18 protein-coding genes and 1 pseudogene are annotated in these 16787 nt (G+C 34.2%); 10 read left to right on the forward strand and 9 right to left on the reverse strand.

Annotated elements, in window-relative coordinates:
• The first annotated feature begins 249 nt into the window (after positions 1 to 249).
• The 9 genes from PC_RS06335 to PC_RS06365 all read left to right on the forward strand — a co-directional run bounded on the left by PC_RS06335 (position 250) and on the right by PC_RS06365 (position 6991).
• A complete protein-coding gene (locus tag PC_RS06335; protein ID WP_011175866.1) occupies positions 250 to 1788 on the forward strand; it encodes an Rne/Rng family ribonuclease in 1539 nt (512 codons plus the stop codon).
• A 6-nt stretch (positions 1789 to 1794) separates the two neighbouring features.
• The gene (locus PC_RS06340; RefSeq protein ID WP_044045094.1) at positions 1795 to 2787 is read left to right on the forward strand and encodes a 1-acyl-sn-glycerol-3-phosphate acyltransferase; all 993 of its coding nucleotides are present in this window, start codon (positions 1795 to 1797) and stop codon (positions 2785 to 2787) included.
• A gap of 49 nt (positions 2788 to 2836) precedes the next feature.
• On the forward strand, positions 2837 to 2998 hold the full coding sequence (locus PC_RS11315) for a hypothetical protein (RefSeq protein WP_181679078.1): 162 nt from the start codon (positions 2837 to 2839) through the stop codon (positions 2996 to 2998).
• 14 nt (positions 2999 to 3012) lie between these two features.
• The gene (locus PC_RS06345; protein ID WP_232086087.1) at positions 3013 to 3336 is read left to right on the forward strand and encodes a hypothetical protein; all 324 of its coding nucleotides are present in this window, start codon (positions 3013 to 3015) and stop codon (positions 3334 to 3336) included.
• Positions 3337 to 3599: 263 nt separating this feature from the next.
• Positions 3600 to 3854, forward strand: coding sequence for a hypothetical protein (locus PC_RS11320; RefSeq protein ID WP_181679079.1), 255 nt, complete (start codon positions 3600 to 3602; stop codon positions 3852 to 3854).
• Positions 3817 to 4314 (forward strand): hypothetical protein, encoded by a 498-nt coding sequence (locus tag PC_RS06350; protein WP_181679080.1) that lies wholly within the window; start codon positions 3817 to 3819, stop codon positions 4312 to 4314. The genes PC_RS11320 and PC_RS06350 overlap by 38 nt, the downstream gene beginning before the upstream one ends.
• A gap of 2 nt (positions 4315 to 4316) precedes the next feature.
• Positions 4317 to 5258 (forward strand): TerC/Alx family metal homeostasis membrane protein, encoded by a 942-nt coding sequence (locus PC_RS06355; protein WP_044045101.1) that lies wholly within the window; start codon positions 4317 to 4319, stop codon positions 5256 to 5258.
• Between the two features lie 183 nt (positions 5259 to 5441).
• Positions 5442 to 5762 carry a hypothetical protein gene (locus PC_RS06360; protein WP_042280418.1) on the forward strand — a complete coding sequence of 107 codons (321 nt, stop codon included), beginning with the start codon at positions 5442 to 5444 and terminating at the stop codon, positions 5760 to 5762.
• Between the two features lie 350 nt (positions 5763 to 6112).
• A complete protein-coding gene (locus PC_RS06365) occupies positions 6113 to 6991 on the forward strand; it encodes an IS982-like element ISPasp2 family transposase (RefSeq protein ID WP_011175872.1) in 879 nt (292 codons plus the stop codon).
• A 449-nt stretch (positions 6992 to 7440) separates the two neighbouring features.
• On the opposite strand, the pseudogene PC_RS11750 reads toward PC_RS06365, so the two are convergent.
• The 9 genes and pseudogenes from PC_RS11750 to prfB form a co-directional block, all read right to left on the reverse strand.
• Positions 7441 to 7589 (reverse strand): annotated as a pseudogene (locus PC_RS11750) (IS982 family transposase); the annotation flags it as partial.
• Positions 7590 to 7677: 88 nt separating this feature from the next.
• Positions 7678 to 9201 carry a proline--tRNA ligase gene (gene proS, locus PC_RS06370; RefSeq protein ID WP_011175873.1) on the reverse strand — a complete coding sequence of 508 codons (1524 nt, stop codon included), beginning with the start codon at positions 9199 to 9201 and terminating at the stop codon, positions 7678 to 7680.
• Between the two features lie 146 nt (positions 9202 to 9347).
• Complete coding sequence (locus PC_RS09990) at positions 9348 to 10178, reverse strand: aminotransferase class IV (RefSeq protein WP_052278670.1); 831 nt, start codon at positions 10176 to 10178, stop codon at positions 9348 to 9350.
• Entirely contained in the window at positions 10168 to 10659 is a 492-nt protein-coding gene (locus tag PC_RS06380; protein ID WP_011175875.1) for a hypothetical protein, read from the reverse strand. Before PC_RS06380 ends, PC_RS09990 begins: the two co-directional genes overlap by 11 nt.
• 137 nt (positions 10660 to 10796) lie before the next feature.
• Positions 10797 to 12191, reverse strand: coding sequence for an anthranilate synthase component I family protein (locus tag PC_RS06385; protein ID WP_044045105.1), 1395 nt, complete (start codon positions 12189 to 12191; stop codon positions 10797 to 10799).
• A 109-nt stretch (positions 12192 to 12300) separates the two neighbouring features.
• Positions 12301 to 13038 carry a YebC/PmpR family DNA-binding transcriptional regulator gene (locus PC_RS06390; RefSeq protein WP_011175877.1) on the reverse strand — a complete coding sequence of 246 codons (738 nt, stop codon included), beginning with the start codon at positions 13036 to 13038 and terminating at the stop codon, positions 12301 to 12303.
• A gap of 39 nt (positions 13039 to 13077) precedes the next feature.
• On the reverse strand, positions 13078 to 13785 hold the full coding sequence (locus PC_RS06395) for a hypothetical protein (protein WP_011175878.1): 708 nt from the start codon (positions 13783 to 13785) through the stop codon (positions 13078 to 13080).
• 3 nt (positions 13786 to 13788) lie between these two features.
• On the reverse strand, positions 13789 to 14301 hold the full coding sequence (locus PC_RS06400) for a GNAT family N-acetyltransferase (RefSeq protein ID WP_011175879.1): 513 nt from the start codon (positions 14299 to 14301) through the stop codon (positions 13789 to 13791).
• A protein-coding gene (prfB, locus tag PC_RS06405) for a peptide chain release factor 2 (protein ID WP_197970172.1) occupies positions 14301 to 15396 on the reverse strand; the annotation gives its coding sequence in 2 pieces (ribosomal slippage) (positions 14301 to 15326 and positions 15328 to 15396; 1095 coding nt in all). The genes PC_RS06400 and prfB overlap by 1 nt, the downstream gene beginning before the upstream one ends.
• 353 nt (positions 15397 to 15749) lie before the next feature.
• Between prfB and PC_RS06410 the strand changes: the two genes are divergently transcribed.
• On the forward strand, positions 15750 to 16673 hold the full coding sequence (locus PC_RS06410; protein ID WP_052278671.1) for a DMT family transporter: 924 nt from the start codon (positions 15750 to 15752) through the stop codon (positions 16671 to 16673).
• The last annotated feature ends 114 nt before the right edge of the window (positions 16674 to 16787 follow it).

The following is a 16787-nucleotide window of genomic DNA, read 5'->3' on the forward strand; positions in this document are numbered from 1 at the left end:
TTTGAACGGGTTTGGAACAATTTAGTAACAAAAAAGTCAAAAACAAAAAGTGAAGTTTTGAAAAAGTTTTTAGAAATACCCAGACATTTGAATGAGATAAAATTTTTGCTTCTAGTTCTGAAAAAATTTTAAAGTTATGAGAAGAAAAATTTCAAGATTTTCTCCTATTAAAAATTGTATGAATTAGCAGAAAGATGAGACAAATAGAAACGTGAACCTGTCTTTCGTCATAAAGACCAAGGTAACGACATGCACGAAATTTTACTTAACATTGAATCTAAAGAAACTCGCTATGCCCTGCTAAAAAATGGTGAGTTACGTGATCTCGTCGTCGAACGTAAAAAAGAGCGGCAGCTAACAGGTAATATTTATCGCGGTCGAGTCAAAAACATTCTTCACAATATTCAATCTGCTTTCATCGACATTAATGAAGGAGAAAACGGATTTATCCATATCTCTGATATCATTGAAAATACCAAAAAGTTTGAACAACTTTTTGATATGGACTTCGACCTCGACTACGATATTAAAGCTTTAAATGAAAAAGAACAGCAAAATTTAGATATTGAACAAGTCATGAAACCGGATCAACCGGTCCTAGTTCAAGTTGTCAAGGAACCGATTGGCTCAAAAGGAGCTCGGTTAACTTCAAATGTTTCTATCGCAGGCCGTTATTTAGTTTTACTTCCTAACTCTTCTCATCGCGGAGTTTCTCGCAAAATTGAAGATCGAGTTGCTCGTGAAAGACTAAAAAAACTCATTCGCGCTTTTGAAATGCCACAAGACATGGGCCTAATTTGCCGAACAGCTAGTGCTAGTGCTACTCAAGAAATGCTCATAGCCGAAGCTCATGACCTTTTGCATAACTGGCAAACAATCATGGAAAACTTTAAAAAAGCAACAGAACCAACTCTTTTATACGCAGAATCTGATCTTATTAAAAAAGCCGTCATTACCGCCATAGACAAACGTTATGACCGCGTTTTAGTTGATGATTATGCCACCTATCAAACTTGTAAACGGCTTTATAGTCGTTATGCCAGCGAACATGCTTTACGAATCGAGTATTATCGGGATAAAGTTCCCATGTTTGAACGTTTTAACGTAGAGCGAGAAATTGAAAAAACCTTACGAAGAAAAATTTGGCTTCCTAGCGGCGGATATCTTTACTTTGATCGTACTGAAGCCATGTACACAATTGATGTTAACTCAGGCCGCAGTAATAATAACAAAACTGATGTAGAAGAATCTTTAGTTAGAATTAATTTAGAAGCAGCTGAAGAAATTTCTAGACAATTACGATTACGCAATATTGGTGGATTAGTCATCTGCGATTTTATCGATATGCGTCTAAGAAAAAATCAACGACGTGTTCTAGAAAGATTAAAAGATTGTATGAAAGAAGATTCTGCTAAATGTACAATTTTGGGAATGAGTGAATTCGGCTTAGTGGAAATGACCAGACAGCGCAATAGAGGCTCTTTATTGCAAACTATTTTTACTGGCTGTCCCTACTGTGCTGGTAGTGGTATCATCAAATCTCATGAAAGCTTATCTATCGAAATTGAACGAGCTTTCAAAAAAATTGTCGCTTATCACGAACAATTTGCTCTCAAACTTGTCGTTCATCCTGAATTAGATCGGTATTTAAATATTATTGATAAACAATATTTGTTCAGGCTGGCAACTGACTATAATGCACATCTTACTTGTGAAGTCGATGATCGCTTACATCTCAATGAATACCAATTTTTTTCGACAATTACCAATAAACGAATCGAGGTTTAATTGGGTATGGTCAAACCGATCGTAGATCTTGCTAAGTATCTTGAGAAAGGAATCCTAAAGCCCCCATTCGCAGCAATCATTGAACATTTTCATGATAGTTATTTACTGGCAACTAAACATTCCTGCTCCCTTGAAACAAGCCATCGCTTATTTATGCAATTATTTGAGTTGGCCATGAAACAAAGTGAAAATCCTTATCAATTCGAAATTTTTCACCAATCTATCCGCTCACCTTTTGATTATTATCAATTTGGACTAGATTTTATTCGTCCTCTCATCAATTTTGAAAAATCGACTGTTTTAGGCCGTGAACAACTTGCAAAGATTTATCAACAGATGGCGCAAGGGGATAATGTTATTTTGTTAGCAAACCACCAAACAGAACCTGATCCTCAGATACTAAGCTTAATGCTTGAAAATATTGATAAAAAGTTAGCAACAGAGATGATCTTTATTGCGGGTCATCGCGTTATAAGCGACCCTCTTGCTATTCCCATGAGTATGGGCCGTAATTTATTATGTATTTATTCAAAAAAACATATCTCCCATCCTCCTGAGAAAAAAACCCAAAAAGTTTCTCATAACCAGCGAACGATGAGAAAAATGAGCGAATTGCTCAGCGAAGGAGGACGCTGTATTTACGTGGCGCCAAGTGGAGGCCGGGATAGACGCAATTCTGAAGGACAGATTACCATAGCCCCCTTTGATCCGCAAAGCCTTGAAATGTTTTGGTTAATGGCTCAGCAAGCAGACCATCCCACTCATTTTTATCCCCTTTCTCTTCACACATATGATCTCATGCCTCCTCCTAAACACGTTGAAAAAGAATTAGGAGAAAAAAGAACCGCTCAATTTACTCCTGTCCACCTAGCATTTTCTTCAGAAATAGACATGGAACATTTTTCAGAAAGCGAACATCTCGATAAAAAAACGAAAAGAGACAAACGAGCAGAATTTATTTGGAAAATTGTCCGAAGAAATTATGAGCTTTTTAACTAGTTAATCATTCAGTTCTAGAAATGATAACCACTCAATACATGAACTGGGATTGAGCATTGGCCCGGAACAACATATTCAAACAAATGAAATTGATTATAGTGTTCAATTGAGTTTATCAAATCCTAAAGAAGAAGATTTAGAGGAGGTCGATGAAGTCATTAAAAGATGTTTTCAAGCTCTGACAATGCTTAAAAAAAAGAAAAATGGTTAAAAATCGATTATGACATTCAAAAATTCTCTGAAAAACAACTAAAAAGCTGCGATGAAGAGTTTTCTAATCTCAATTTATGCTTGCCCGATCCCAACCTTTTTATTCCCAAACAAACAGCTTTCACTAATCTTTCTAAAGAAGAAAATTTCCCCTCATTATTTATCCCTCAACCTTCAGTTTTAATTAACGATGACAATGGCAAAGTTTATTTTTACAAAGACCTTTATTTTCGACTGCCAGAAATCGTTTGGTCTTTTCAAATTCAAAGTTCATTAATTAATAAAGGAAATTTTACTACGTTAGCTTGTACAGACTTATATATTAAATATTTAAAATGAATCTCAATTTCAACTTTACAAACAAGCCCTGATTAAAGATTATACCAATTTTGCTGAAGAAAGTGCGTTGGAACAAAGTATTGAAGTATTCAAAATGTTCTTTATCAAAAAATGCTAATCATCAACAAAAAGCAGACGCTTTAAAAAAACTTTCTTATGCAAACTTTTTAACATTTACTAAACAATTATATAGCCAAAACTATATTTAGGCTCTTCTTTATGGAAATATTGAGGAAAATCAAGCTAGAAGGCTTTGGGATTGCATGCGATCAACTTTATCAGGACAGCTATTTCCATCAAACCAACGTTTTGTTGAAAAAATTTTTGTTTTGCCTAAACAATCTTACCAAATTAATGTCCCAATTAAAAACCCCTCTAACGCAGCTTTACTTGCCATTGAAAATAATTTTTTTTCATTCAAAACAAAAGCTGCTCAACAAATTCTTTCTCAAGCAATCGCCAGTGATTTTTTTTGCAGCCTTGCGAACAAAACAACAAACCGGGTATTTAGTTTTTAATACAGCTGAAGAATTCAATCAACACCTCTTTACTCTTTTTGTTGTGCAATCCAATATGCATGATCCACAAGATTTGCTATTTCGATTTGAATTATTTTTAGAAGATTTCTTAACCGATATGGAACAAAAAGCTTTAAATCAATCAAATTTTGAAAAAATTAAAAATGCACTGCTAGAAAAATTTAACTATCCTCAAAATCTTCAAGATATAGAAAAACTTTTAAAGTCATTGACATTTAAATATGAAGGTGACTTTGATAGGGTTACTAAGGGCATTCAAGGATTTAAAGAGCTCCATTACGAAGACTTTTTAGAAATTGCCATGCAATTAGTAGGAAAAGACAATAAAAGACAACTAGCAATTTTAGTCAAAGGAACTTCGGCTCCTAAAAGTCTTTTATTTACATCATTAAAAGAAGAAGAGCTCAAAGAAAGAAGCACTTATAACCATTTGGATTAAATATGGCTGATTCATGGCACTGGATATTTTTTAATGTATTCATTCTTCTACTTCTCGCTTTAGATCTTTATCATTTTTATTACAAACCCCATAGCATCAAATTTAAAGAGGCTGTTTTAACTTCTGTGGGTTGGGTAGCCATTGCTTTTTTGTTCAATGCTTGGCTTTATTACCATTTCGGCTCTGAAACAGCGATTAATTTTTTTACAGGATATTTATTAGAAAAATCCTTAAGTGTGGATAACCTCTTCATTTTCTTACTGATTTTTACACATTTTAAAGTTCCTGATGATTGTAAACACCGTGTCCTTTTTTATGGAGTACTAGGAGCCATCTTAATGAGAGGCTTGCTAATTTGGGGAGGAGTTTCCCTAGTTCAACAATTTGATTGGATGTTCTATTTGTTTGGCTTGTTCCTTATTTATACCGGAATAAAGATGGGGCTCTCAAAAGAAATTAATCTTAAATTAGAAGAAAATCGCATCTATCTTTTTCTAAAAAAAATGATTGGAATGACTTCGGACTATCATGCACAATCTTTTTTCGTAAAAATAGGTGGTAAGTGGATAGCAACTCCCCTTTTTCTAGTAGTCCTATTAATTGAATTTGCAGATTTAGTATTTGCCATCGATTCTATTCCTGCCATTCTAGGTATTACAACGGATCCCTTTATTGTTTATACTTCGAACGTCTTAGCTATTTTAGGTCTTCGTTCCCTCTTTTTTGTTTTAGAAGGTATGATGCAACGTTTTTATTTACTTCACTATGCCTTGGCTTTCATTTTGACTTTCATTGGTTTTAAAATGTTATTAGCAAATCTCTTTCACATTCCTACATTTATAGCCTTAGGAATTTTATTATTAGCTCTGCTATGTGCTGTGATAGGCTCTTTTTTATTTCCGATTTCGCAACTAGAAAGCAAACAAAATGAAAAACAATTGTAAAAATAAATATCTTAAGAATAACTAATCAAGCTCAAATAGACACAACAAGTAAACTTAAAAATTCATTTGTGAATTTATTTCTTACACTTAGAGAAAATATACAAAATTGAAATTTTGAAAATTTATTGAAATTAATTCAAACAAATATTAAAATATTAATTGAGTATTTATTTGGAGTTTTATATGAGTTTAGAACAAAAAATGGAAGAAAAATTTCACTCAACTCAAGTAAAAATGAAAGAAATTTCCGTAGGCATGGGAAAATTAGAATCGGAATACCAAAAGCTTTTGAAAGATTTGGGGCTTTCTAGTGAAGAAGTTCATGAATTTGCTTCTAATGCATCCAATTATTCCGCTCCTATATGGGAACAACTGCAAAATGAAAAAAAACAATTAGATGAAAAATTAAATTTAAATCTAAACAACGTAAGAGACCCTTTAAAAGTAAAAAAAGCTTTTTCGGATCACGCCACTATCCAATCTCACTGGATTTACGTCCGTTAATTTTCAAAACTTAAATCATAAAATTTGCTAATCTAATATTTATGTGCATATCCATTCAACCATTCAACCTTAGTCATGCACAAAACAATAAATTTTTCAAAAGCTTGCGCATCAACAAGTTAATTTTTTCTTCTCGTCTGACAATTTATATCTTTGGTAATAATAAATGACAAAAGATCTCTGCATAATTTAAAACATGTGTTTTCTAAACCCATGCTTAATAACCTGAACTTTGGGTTTAGGTGTTTAGGCTTAAACAAGATACATAAAATTTGAATGACAAAAGACCTCAACATGATTTAAAACATTTGTTTTCCCAAACTAATGTTTAATATGCATGAGAGGTCAAAATGGATTTAATCAAATTATATTGTAGTGTGGATGATTTTTGGAAGTCTTTTGAGAAGAAATGGAATAAACAGTTAATTGATCATGGCAAAACAAAGCGAGGACCTCAGCCTGAATTATCGATACCAGAGATGATGACAATTGTCATTTTATTTCATCAATCAAATTATCGAACATTTAAGCACTTTTATGGGTATGTTACCAAATACTTAGTTAAAGAATTTCCAAACTTAATTAGTTATAGCCGTTTTGTTTATTTAAAGAAGAACCTTTTTGTTCCTCTATTTGCTTATCTTTTAGACAAAAGAGGAGAAATCACAGGAATTGCTTTTATTGATTCTACGTCTATAGATGTTTGCCACAATAAACGCATAAAAAGAAACAAGGTCTTTAAAGGTTTAGCAAAGAGGGGAAAAACAACTTCAGGGTGGTTTTTCGGATTTAAATTGCATCTCATGATCAATGAGAAAGGAGAAATTTTGGCTTTTCAGCTAACTCCTGGAAATGTCGCTGATGTTTCTATTGCCGAAACTTTGTCGAAAGGGATTTTTGGAAAATTATTTGGTGATAAGGGATATATTTCGAAAGAACTTTCAAAGAGGCTTTTGAAACAAGGTCTTGAACTATTTACTACCCTAAGATCGAATATGAAGCAGAATCTTATGAAGTTGACAGACAAAATTCTTCTTAGAAAACGAGCCATTATTGAAACGGTGAATGATCAACTAAAAAATATTTCTCAAATTGAACATACACGCCACAGAAATGCCGGAAATTTTTTAATTAATCTATTAGCTGGGATTGTTGCTTATACTCACCAACCTAAAAAGCCATCTATAAACTTAACAGAGCAGCATCGCTTATTGTTAATGGCTGCCTAAAAACCCAAAATTCAGGTTAATATGATATAAAAGGCCAAATTGAGCTTAAACAAACTATATTATTGTGCAGATGATATTTGGAAGTCTTTTGATAAAAGTAAAAGTGAGATAACCACCTAATTAACCATGGCAGGACAAAGCAGGGACTCAACCTAAATGATTGGTTACAGGTGGTGATGACAATTGTGATTTTATTTTATCAATGAATAAATCTAAGCTATTGCTTTAGGGTTACTGAGACGCTAGATTAATCCATGTGATATCCCAGTTATCTCGTAAAATCTAGGCTTAAGCCATTGCAAAATCTTTATTGATAGAGAATTTGCTCATTTTAAATTTTAATATCCTTACTCTATTTGAAATATAGTTTATGGGAATATTATTCTTATTAATCATTAGATGTCATTTAAACTCTAAAACCAACTTGAAGCTGTTTTTCTCTCTGTCTAGCCTATGAAAATTTTATTTCTTTTCATGCGTTTATGGTGGCGAATAGCTATTGCTGTAAAATCAATAAAAGCAATTCCTGAGTTCTTCCTCTTTTGTCTAGGAGATAAGCAAATAAAGAAACAAGTTTCTCCAAAAGAAATAAGCTGCGAAAATTAAACATCTTTCTCACCTTAGCCAAGTAGACAAATTCAGTAGAGGTAGATTAAATTCAGCCTTTTCAACCACTTAAATTTTGATCAGTACGATTTTGCAAAGATAGCATCTAATGTTGCCTCTCGTCCTGTCAAAATGCAGCGCCCTTTTGTTCCACTTTGCTTCACAGGTAAGCAACGAATCGTGACTTTTAAATCGCTTAACATTTCTTCAGTGACCGGATCTCCACACCACTTTGCTAAAACAAAACCTCCATGAATTTCAGGTTTTTCTTCATTCTTAGGAGTAAAAAAAGCACGCATTTCTTCAAAAGTTTCTAAATGACGATAAATATGCTGATCTCTGTAAGTAGCTGCTTGAACGTAATAGTTACGTTGAATGTCTTCTAAAATTGAAGCAGCTTGCTGCACAAATTGTTGTTTGGGCAACGATTGTTTATTTTTAGGAGACTGATCTCTTCTTGCTACCATCACAGCTTGCTCATTGATATCTCTTGGCCCAACCTCTAAACGCAGAGGGACCCCTTTTTTAACCCACTCCCAATTTTTCTCTCCGCCTCGTTTATCTCTTTTATCAATATGAACGGTTAAAGGTTTGCCGTAAAAAATTTGTTTTCTCAATTCAGCCGCCAAATTTTCAGCATATTCGAGAACTTGAGCTTCCAATTCAGGTTTAGGGATGACTGGAACAATTACAATTTGTTTATGGGCAATACGGGGAGGAAGTCTCAATCCATCATCGTCTCCATGACACATAATTAAACTTCCAATCAATCGCGTTGTCATTCCCCAAGATGTCGTATAAGCATATTCTAATTGCCCTTCCATATTACTAAAGCGAATATTAGAACCTTTAGCAAAATTTTGCCCTAGATAATGAGAAGTACAGGATTGTAAAGCCTTACGATCTTGCATCATGGCTTCTAAAGTGAAGGTATTTTCAGCGCCAGGAAATCTTTCTCCGGGAGACTTTTCTCCGACAATCACAGGAATAGCTAAGACATCTTCAACAAAAGAGCGATAGACTTCTAACATTGTCATGGTTTCTTGTAAGGCTTCTTCATGTGTTGCATGAGCAGTATGCCCTTCTTGCCATAGAAATTCTGTCGTCCTTAAAAAGATGCGTGGACGCATCTCCCATCGAACAACATTCGCCCATTGATTAATTAAAAGAGGTAAATCACGATAAGATTCTACCCAACGAGAAAAAGAATCCCCAATGATTGTCTCCGAGGTGGGCCTCACAATTAATGGCTCTTCTAAAGGACCTGCAGGGATCAAACGGCCGTCCTTTTCTTCTAAGCGATGGTGCGTCACAACGGCACATTCTTTAGCAAAACCTTCTATGTGCGCCGCTTCTTTTTCTAAAAAACTTAAGGGAATGAAAAGAGGAAAATACGCATTCTCATGTCCAGTCTCTTTAATCCGATCGTCTAACTGCCGCTGAATGTTTTCCCATATTCCATAACCCCAAGGTTTGATCACCATACTGCCGCGCACAGGTGAATTTTCAGCGAGATCCGAGGCTTTAACGACTTGCTGATACCATTCTGGATAGTCATTTTCTCTTGTGGGTGTAATAGCAGTTTTATCTTTTGTACTTGTCATAGTTTTCTCATTAGCTTTTGATAAAAAACGCTAGTCTATAATATTTCTAAAAAATTAACATCCAAATTCAATTCTCGCTTAAAATTATGTTCGTCTTCTTTTACCAATCCTAGTCTGCAGAATATCTTAAGAATCAGCCTTGTCAATTATGGATATCTGTTATTAGATAAAGCTAGTTGAATGACTTCTTGTAGTTGTTTTTCTAGATCCAAGTGACGGGAAAAAATTCGATGATCAATTTCAGTGACGGGACGTAGATGATTCAAGGAGTTACTAATAAAAATAGTAGCTTCGTTCGGGATATCTTCTATGCCTCCTTTAAAAAAATGGATAGGAAACTTCAAATATTTGATGAGGTTAGTTAAAAAGATCCCTTGTAAATATGAAAGGCTGGGATCGGGGATATATAATTGACAATTCTTTATCCAAAATAAATTCGAAAAAGCAGTTTCTAACAAATAAGCTTCACAGTTACAGACCACCGCATCGTCATATCCTTTTAAATTTGCATAATCATAAACATATAATCGATCAAGATAGGATAATGATTTTAAATGTGCTGTCGGTTTAACGATGGGACTGGGATATAAAGTTAGTCGACAAGGAGTAAATGGTTCCAATTTGTACGATTGTAAAGTTAATAATTGAATAGAGGATTGCCGTAAGGGAAGAGATAAATAACGTTCATCTCCCCCTGTAATCATCATTTTTAAACGCCAGATTCCTTTGTGAGCCAAATTTAGCCTGATTAATTCTTCTATCCATTTAAAATCTAATCGAGGAAAAATGAGCCGTAATTGGTGGCATTGGTGGACTAATCTTTCTAAATGAGATTGCCAAAACTCAACTTGCCCTTGCTCAACTCGCAAGGTTGTAAAAAGGCCATCTCCAAATAAAAATCCTCGATCTGTGATAGGAATACTCGCTTGATTTTCTGGCATTAATTGGCCATTTAGACAAACCCATTTATTGACCATTAGCGGTACCAAAATCCAATTTACGCCTAACTGGTTTTTGGGGGTTGGCAACCAACTGCGTCCGACTAATGCGTGGCGTTTCTGCTGAATTGTCTATTTCTGATATTATTTGAGGCGTTGGTTTTGGTCTAACGTGAGAAAATTCATTTAAAATCGTTTGAGAAGGACTTGGGGAAAGACCAATACCATCATTTTTATTTTGAGTCACAAAAACCAATTGCTTAACAAGTAAACTGATTCCCAAAGAGGCTGCCCAAGCACAACTTGTTCCGTGAACAACTGCATTAAATGCTGGAGGCAAAATGGGTTTAAAATAATTATAACAATAAAGCGCCACGAATGCTAATATGGCTCCTCTAGCAATGATTTCTATCGTTTCCCAATAGTGCCTTTCCGCTTGTGCAAAGTGAGCACTGAATTGTAAGGTCGTTAATCCCCATAAAATAGAATCCAATTGTTTAAGTCTGCTTGAAATTTCCATTTATGACCTTATTTATATACATATAAATTAAATTCTTTACTTCAAACAATCTAAAAGTTTGTTGAATCTTACTATTTGATTGAATTAATAAACAAATTTTATTTTTCTGCATTTTAAATGCAAAGACTTAAATGCATTTAAGTCTTTAGTACTCGAAATAATGAGTCACCCTTAAAAAGAGTTTCTGCATATTCATTAATTGGATCAGAATCGATAACAATTCCACCTCCCACTTGGAAGCTAATGTAATTGTCTTTAAATACCAAAGTTCGAATCGCAATATTCAAATCAAAATCTCCTTTTCCTGTCATATATCCCATCGAACCCGTATAAATACCCCGCGAACGATTTTCTAATTTTTGTATACATTCCATCGCTTTCAATTTGGGACAACCGGTAATAGAGCCACCTGGAAATGCGCTACGGATAATTTCTAAAGGTTTTAGATGCTTTAAAGCAATAGCACGAATAATTGAAATCAAGTGATATACGTTCGTATAGGCCTCACAACGCCACAAATCAACCGTTTTAACACTGCCAATTTCACTGATTTTACCTAAATCATTGCGCATTAAATCTGTAATCATTAACAGCTCAGCTTTTTCTTTTTCAGATGATAGTAATCTTTCTTTGAACAATTGATCTTCTTCAAAATACCCACCTCTTTGTATTGTTCCTTTAATTGGGCGCGTTTCTAATAGCCTTTCCTTTTTTTGCAAAAACCTTTCAGGAGAGCTTGATACAATTGTATAATAATCTGCTTTCAAATAAGCGGAAAAGGGAGCGGGATTGATTTCTATTAATTGACGAAAGACGTCAAAAGGTCGCGGAACACCTTCAAATGTAAATTCTTGGGATAAATTAATTTGGTAAACATGTCCCGAAAAAATCCACTCTTTTGCCTCATCAATCATCTTTAAATAAGTAAGTTGACGATTTGAAAGAGAAAAGTTTTTTAATTGAGCTTCTGTTTTTTGTGAAGTTCGGGAAAAAAAATTAAAGCTATCACTTTCCCACCAATTTTTATCAGAAAGTTTTTTAACCCAATGTTGATGTAAAGGGTTTAGTGTTTGGTCAGTAAAATCAGCTATTTTAAGGATAGCCTGTTGGTTAGAATGGTTATAGATAATTGTAATTGCGCATTTTTGCCACATGGCATCAGGTGTCCATTCATGAGATTGGCAAAATAATTGTACATCAGGATCGGAGGAAAATCCCATTTCATAACCGAAAAATCCAAAAGCGTAGTTTTCAGAGTTATTTTCTAACGAATCAAAAAAAAATTTTTGAAGAGCTTCCCAAGGATTTTTTATCTCTTGCTGGAAAATCTGTTGCTTTGTTTTATGGATCACTTGCCGATCTTTTGCAATTACAATTTCAATCGGAAAAAGAGATAAAAAAGAATGCTCAGAGGAGTCAAATTCGCCTCCAGAAAAAAGCAAGCAAGTTCCTTCAAACTCCGCAAAAAAATCTGCAACAGCTAATAATAGATCTTTTTGAAAAAATGAAGGTAAGATAAAAGAATTAAGCATCTTATACCAATTGCAAAAGTAGCGGTATAAATTCAATATTCACCCAAAGCATAAAATAGCGATGAGTGAATAAATTCTAAAAAAATTTACGCGTCGTTTTGATGAGAAATTATTCGTTTTCTAATTCTTCTGGAATTTTCATGTTGTGATAAACAGCGTCGACATCTTCAAGCTCTTCTAACCACTCGATCAACGCCAAGTTATCTTTAGCAGTTTCTACACTACATTCCACATAAGTTCTGGGAATCATTCCAAGTTCGGCTTCTTCGCAAGCAAATCCTAAGTGGTTAATAGCATCTTTCACACTATATAAATGGGATGGATCTGTAGTAATAATAAAAACATCATTATCTACTTCGAAATCTTCTGCACCAGCTTCGGTAGCAGCTAGAAACAACTCCTCTTCAATGGCATTTTTCTTACTAATTTGTAAGATCCCTTTACGATCAAAATTAAACGTGACAGCGCCTGGAGTGGCTACCGTCCCTCCACGCTTATTTGTCGCTATACGCATGTCAGAAGAAATTCGATTTTTATTGTCTGTCATTACATCGACCACAATTCCGACTCCCCCATGCCCATATAGTTCATAAGTCATTTCATGATAATCTTCTTGATCAGCACTAGATGCTTTTTTAATATTTCGATCAATATTTTCATTGGGCATATTGGCATCGCGCGCTTTTTGCAAGGCTAGCCTAAGACGGGGGTTATTTTTTTGGTCTGCCCCTCCTAATTTAACTGCACTAATAATTTCTTTCGCAATTCGAGAAAAAATTTTTCCCTTTTTTGCATCCGCTTTACCTTTACGATGCTTAATGTTTGCCCATTTACTATGACCTGCCATGAAAGAACCTTATACGATTTAAGAATTTAACTTTGCGAATTATATACAAGAATAAGATGAATTAAATAAATAATTCTGGTTATCTTTAATCCATTGCTGAGCCATTTTATAATGCTTAAATTGCTTTTCTTTTTCTTTAAATGCTTTACTATGAATATGTTTTTGCCCTTTTTCATCGACGTAGGTGGGACACACATAATGTAACATTTCATGGTAAACAACAAAAGATACAAAGTAATAAGGGAAGTAATTGCTATCTAGCATCCGATTAATTTTAATCAGCTTTAAAGGATCGTGAAATAACCCAAAAGTAATGCGATTAGGTCGATGTTTTTTTTTCTTAGATTTTCCAAACCAGGTAATATGTAATTCTAATGCATTATTGAAGTATTCTTCATTTAATTGAGCATAGATACTTTTTAAATCATGCACAGAACCCTTTACTTGAAGTTTACTCAAATCTAGTTCGTGAGAGTAATCTAGCTTTTGTAAATTATCCTCAATATAAGCTTTAATGCTGGGAGCAATTTTTTTATGCTCCCCTTTGAGATAACAACCTAGTGCTTGCATGACATTTAAAGGAGCTTGTAAGAACATGCGATGAAGAGAAACTTTTGCGCAGTCAGGCTCCCATTTAACGCTTAACATCGTTGAACGATTATCATTGATTTTCAACTGTAATTTCATACCGGCACTATTTTCAAGCTTTTGCTGAAAAGTTTGCGTTAATTGAGAATCGTTTATCATTATTTATATAAATCTCTCCATAAAAACACGTCCACCATATCCTTCGTTTTCTTTAATCCAATTATTTTGCTCTCCAAAAATTTTAAAGCCAAAACGCTCATAGAGACTAATAGCCGCTTGGTTCCCTTTATAAACTTGAAGATGAAGCAACTCGATTTTGAATTTCTCTTTTGCTAAATGAATAATACTATTCATCAAATAGGTACCGATTCCCTGTCGATGAAAATCACGCGCCAAAATAATCCCGAATTCACACTGGTGGGCTAATCTGCGATAAGGTTGAAGATAAAGAGTTGCGATTCCGCAAGGAATGCCATCTTTAAGTATCGTTAAACTACATTTATAACGATAAAAAACAATCCATCGCATGACAGCATCATCAATTTCTAATTCATCATCCATAGGAAACCAACGTCGAATTTCTGGATCCATTAACCATTCTTTAAGGTACTTAGCATCTCCAGATTCCGTATAGCGCACTTCAATCCCAGTAGGAATCGCCTTTGAACTATTCATCAGCCAAACTCCTTTAAATAAGCGTTAACAAATTCATCTAATTCACCATCCATTACGGCTTGTATGTTACCACTTTCAGCTTTCGTCCTTGTGTCTTTAACAAGCGTATAAGGTTGAAAAACATAATTGCGGATTTGGCTACCCCAAGCGTTTTCTTTTTTTTCCCCTTTTAGGTTATTTAGGGCTTTTTCACGCTCTAAAACTTCCATTTCATATAACTTTGAACGAAGCATCTGATAACAAGCTTCTTTATTTTGTACTTGACTTCGTTGAGTTTGACAAGAAACAACAATTCCTGTAGGCATGTGGGTTAAACGTACAGCAGAATCTGTTTTGTTTACGTGCTGCCCTCCAGCTCCTGAAGATCTAAAAGTATCAACTCTAACATCCTCAGGTTTAATTTCAACTTGAATGTCAGTAGTTATTTCTGGAGAAACATCCACTGATGCAAAACTGGTATGCCTCTTAGCATTACTGTCGAAAGGGGAAATGCGCACTAAACGATGTACGCCTTTTTCAGCTTTGCTATAACCATAAGCATAAGAGCCTTGAAAACGCAGAGTAATACTTTTTAAACCAACCACGTCTCCATCGACAAAATCGATAATTTCAATTTTCCATCCCTTCTTAGCCGCCCAGCGTTGGTACATCCTCGACAACATCTGAGCCCAATCACAAGCTTCTGTTCCCCCAGCTCCTGAATTAATCGTCAAATAGCAATCTTTGTTATCCATTTCTCCAGATAACATTCGCTGAACTTCTAAATCTCCCAGCACTTTCTCAATAGAATCTAAATCTCTTAAAAGTTCTTCAATAAAAGATTCTTCATTTAATTCATAGGCTTCAGGAAGTAACTCTTTGCAATTTTCAAATTTTGTTTTAAGTTCCTGATAAGGGACAGTCCAAGCTCGCAAATCGCGGCATTCATTAATAATTAATTGCGCTTGTTCAGAATTATTCCAAAACGAGCTTTCTCCCATTAATGTCTCTAATTCTTTTACCCTAGCTTCCTTCGCAGCCAAGTCAAAGATACCTCCACATGTGAAGAAGACGTTCTTCGATTCCTTTTACTTTCAATTCAGCTTCATTATTCATCTCTACCTCATTTGGAAAAACATTTATCTAGCCAGTTAATTTTATTATTCAGTCCCATTAAATTTAAATGATTTTTTATTTTAATGGTAATAATTAGCATTAGCTATTTATAATTCATTAACAGACAAAACATTATAATTTAAATTATAAATAAATTCATTATTTATCCACTTCCAAAGAAAAAACTTTTGAAAATATTTTCTTCAAAATTGTGGGATTAAAGATCTTGCTTTGTTTATTATTTGTTAGTAGAATTAATTAATAAAAAATTTTTTTATTCTAACAACAAGCACAATTTTAAAATCTATTAATATGTATAAAGGAATCGCTCTTGTACTAAGCGCCTGTTTATTATGGGGGCTTATTTTTGTGATTCCAGATTTTTTGTGATTCCAGATTTATTGATTAGTTTTACACCTCTTGAAGTTGCTTTGGGCCGTTATTTTTGTTTTGGTTTTATTTCTTTTATTATCATGCTTTGTCAAGGAATCAACAAATGGCTTGCCATTCCAAAAATGATTTGGGTACAAGCTCTAATTTATGCTTTAGTGGTTAATATTTTTTATTATTTTTCACTGGTCCTGGGTTCAAGATATTCAAACGCTTCCACAATCACTCTTCTTTTAAGTTTAAGTCCTATCACGCTAGCGCTTTACGGAAACTGGCACCATCAAGAATGCTCTTTTAAACAATTAATTTTGCCAAGTTTGATTGTTATTGTAGGACTTGTTTTAGTTAATTACTCTGCCATTAATAACTTATGCACAACTTCTTGCCATACCTATTTATTCGGTCTCGGTTGCGGAATTTTTTCGCTATTTTCCTGGAATTGGTACGTTTTATCCAACGCAAAATTCCTCAAACAGCACCCAGAAATTCCACCCAGTGATTGGGCAACACTCCTTGGGCTAGCAACTCTATTTTGGGTACTGCTTATCATCTCTTTTTCTTTGATTGTCATAGAAAAAAAATCTCTAAACAAATTTTTTGTCTTTGACCGCCCTCTTCAAGAATTTTTAATAGGAAGTTGTATTTTAGGATTTTTTTGTTCCTGGATTGGCGCTTATTTATGGAATAAAGGGAGCCAGGAAATTCCCATGACATTAGCTGGTCAACTAACCATTTTTGAAACAATTTTTGGCTTGATTTACGTCTACTCCTTTCATCGCCGCTTTCCAACTGTTTGGGAAGGAGTGGGAATGATTATTCTCTTATGGGGAACTTTTTTTACTTTGCAAACATTTAAAAAAGGGCAGATAATGGCTCCTACTCATTGAGGCAATCTGGACAATTCCTGAATTGGTTTATTTAATTTAATCTATCCATTAAAAATTTTTAATTTGTCTTTTCAAAGTAAGATTTACCATTTCTGGATTTTCAAATTCTTCAAA

Source organism: Candidatus Protochlamydia amoebophila UWE25 (assembly GCF_000011565.2).
Lineage (GTDB): Bacteria > Chlamydiota > Chlamydiia > Chlamydiales > Parachlamydiaceae > Protochlamydia > Protochlamydia amoebophila.

Coding starts and splice junctions, on each gene's coding strand:
- PC_RS06355 (WP_044045101.1), top strand. CDS start 4,317: ATGGCTGATTCATGGCACTGGATATTTTTTAATGTATTCATTCTTCTA.
- PC_RS06390 (WP_011175877.1), bottom strand. CDS start 13,038: ATGGCAGGTCATAGTAAATGGGCAAACATTAAGCATCGTAAAGGTAAA.
- PC_RS06380 (WP_011175875.1), bottom strand. CDS start 10,659: ATGGAAATTTCAAGCAGACTTAAACAATTGGATTCTATTTTATGGGGA.
- PC_RS09990 (WP_052278670.1), bottom strand. CDS start 10,178: ATGGTCAATAAATGGGTTTGTCTAAATGGCCAATTAATGCCAGAAAAT.
- PC_RS11320 (WP_181679079.1), top strand. CDS start 3,600: ATGCGATCAACTTTATCAGGACAGCTATTTCCATCAAACCAACGTTTT.
- PC_RS06365 (WP_011175872.1), top strand. CDS start 6,113: ATGGATTTAATCAAATTATATTGTAGTGTGGATGATTTTTGGAAGTCT.
- PC_RS06410 (WP_052278671.1), top strand. CDS start 15,750: ATGGGGGCTTATTTTTGTGATTCCAGATTTTTTGTGATTCCAGATTTA.
- PC_RS06385 (WP_044045105.1), bottom strand. CDS start 12,191: ATGCTTAATTCTTTTATCTTACCTTCATTTTTTCAAAAAGATCTATTA.
- PC_RS06340 (WP_044045094.1), top strand. CDS start 1,795: ATGGTCAAACCGATCGTAGATCTTGCTAAGTATCTTGAGAAAGGAATC.
- PC_RS06335 (WP_011175866.1), top strand. CDS start 250: ATGCACGAAATTTTACTTAACATTGAATCTAAAGAAACTCGCTATGCC.
- PC_RS06360 (WP_042280418.1), top strand. CDS start 5,442: ATGAGTTTAGAACAAAAAATGGAAGAAAAATTTCACTCAACTCAAGTA.
- PC_RS06400 (WP_011175879.1), bottom strand. CDS start 14,301: ATGAATAGTTCAAAGGCGATTCCTACTGGGATTGAAGTGCGCTATACG.
- proS (WP_011175873.1), bottom strand. CDS start 9,201: ATGACAAGTACAAAAGATAAAACTGCTATTACACCCACAAGAGAAAAT.
- PC_RS06395 (WP_011175878.1), bottom strand. CDS start 13,785: ATGATAAACGATTCTCAATTAACGCAAACTTTTCAGCAAAAGCTTGAA.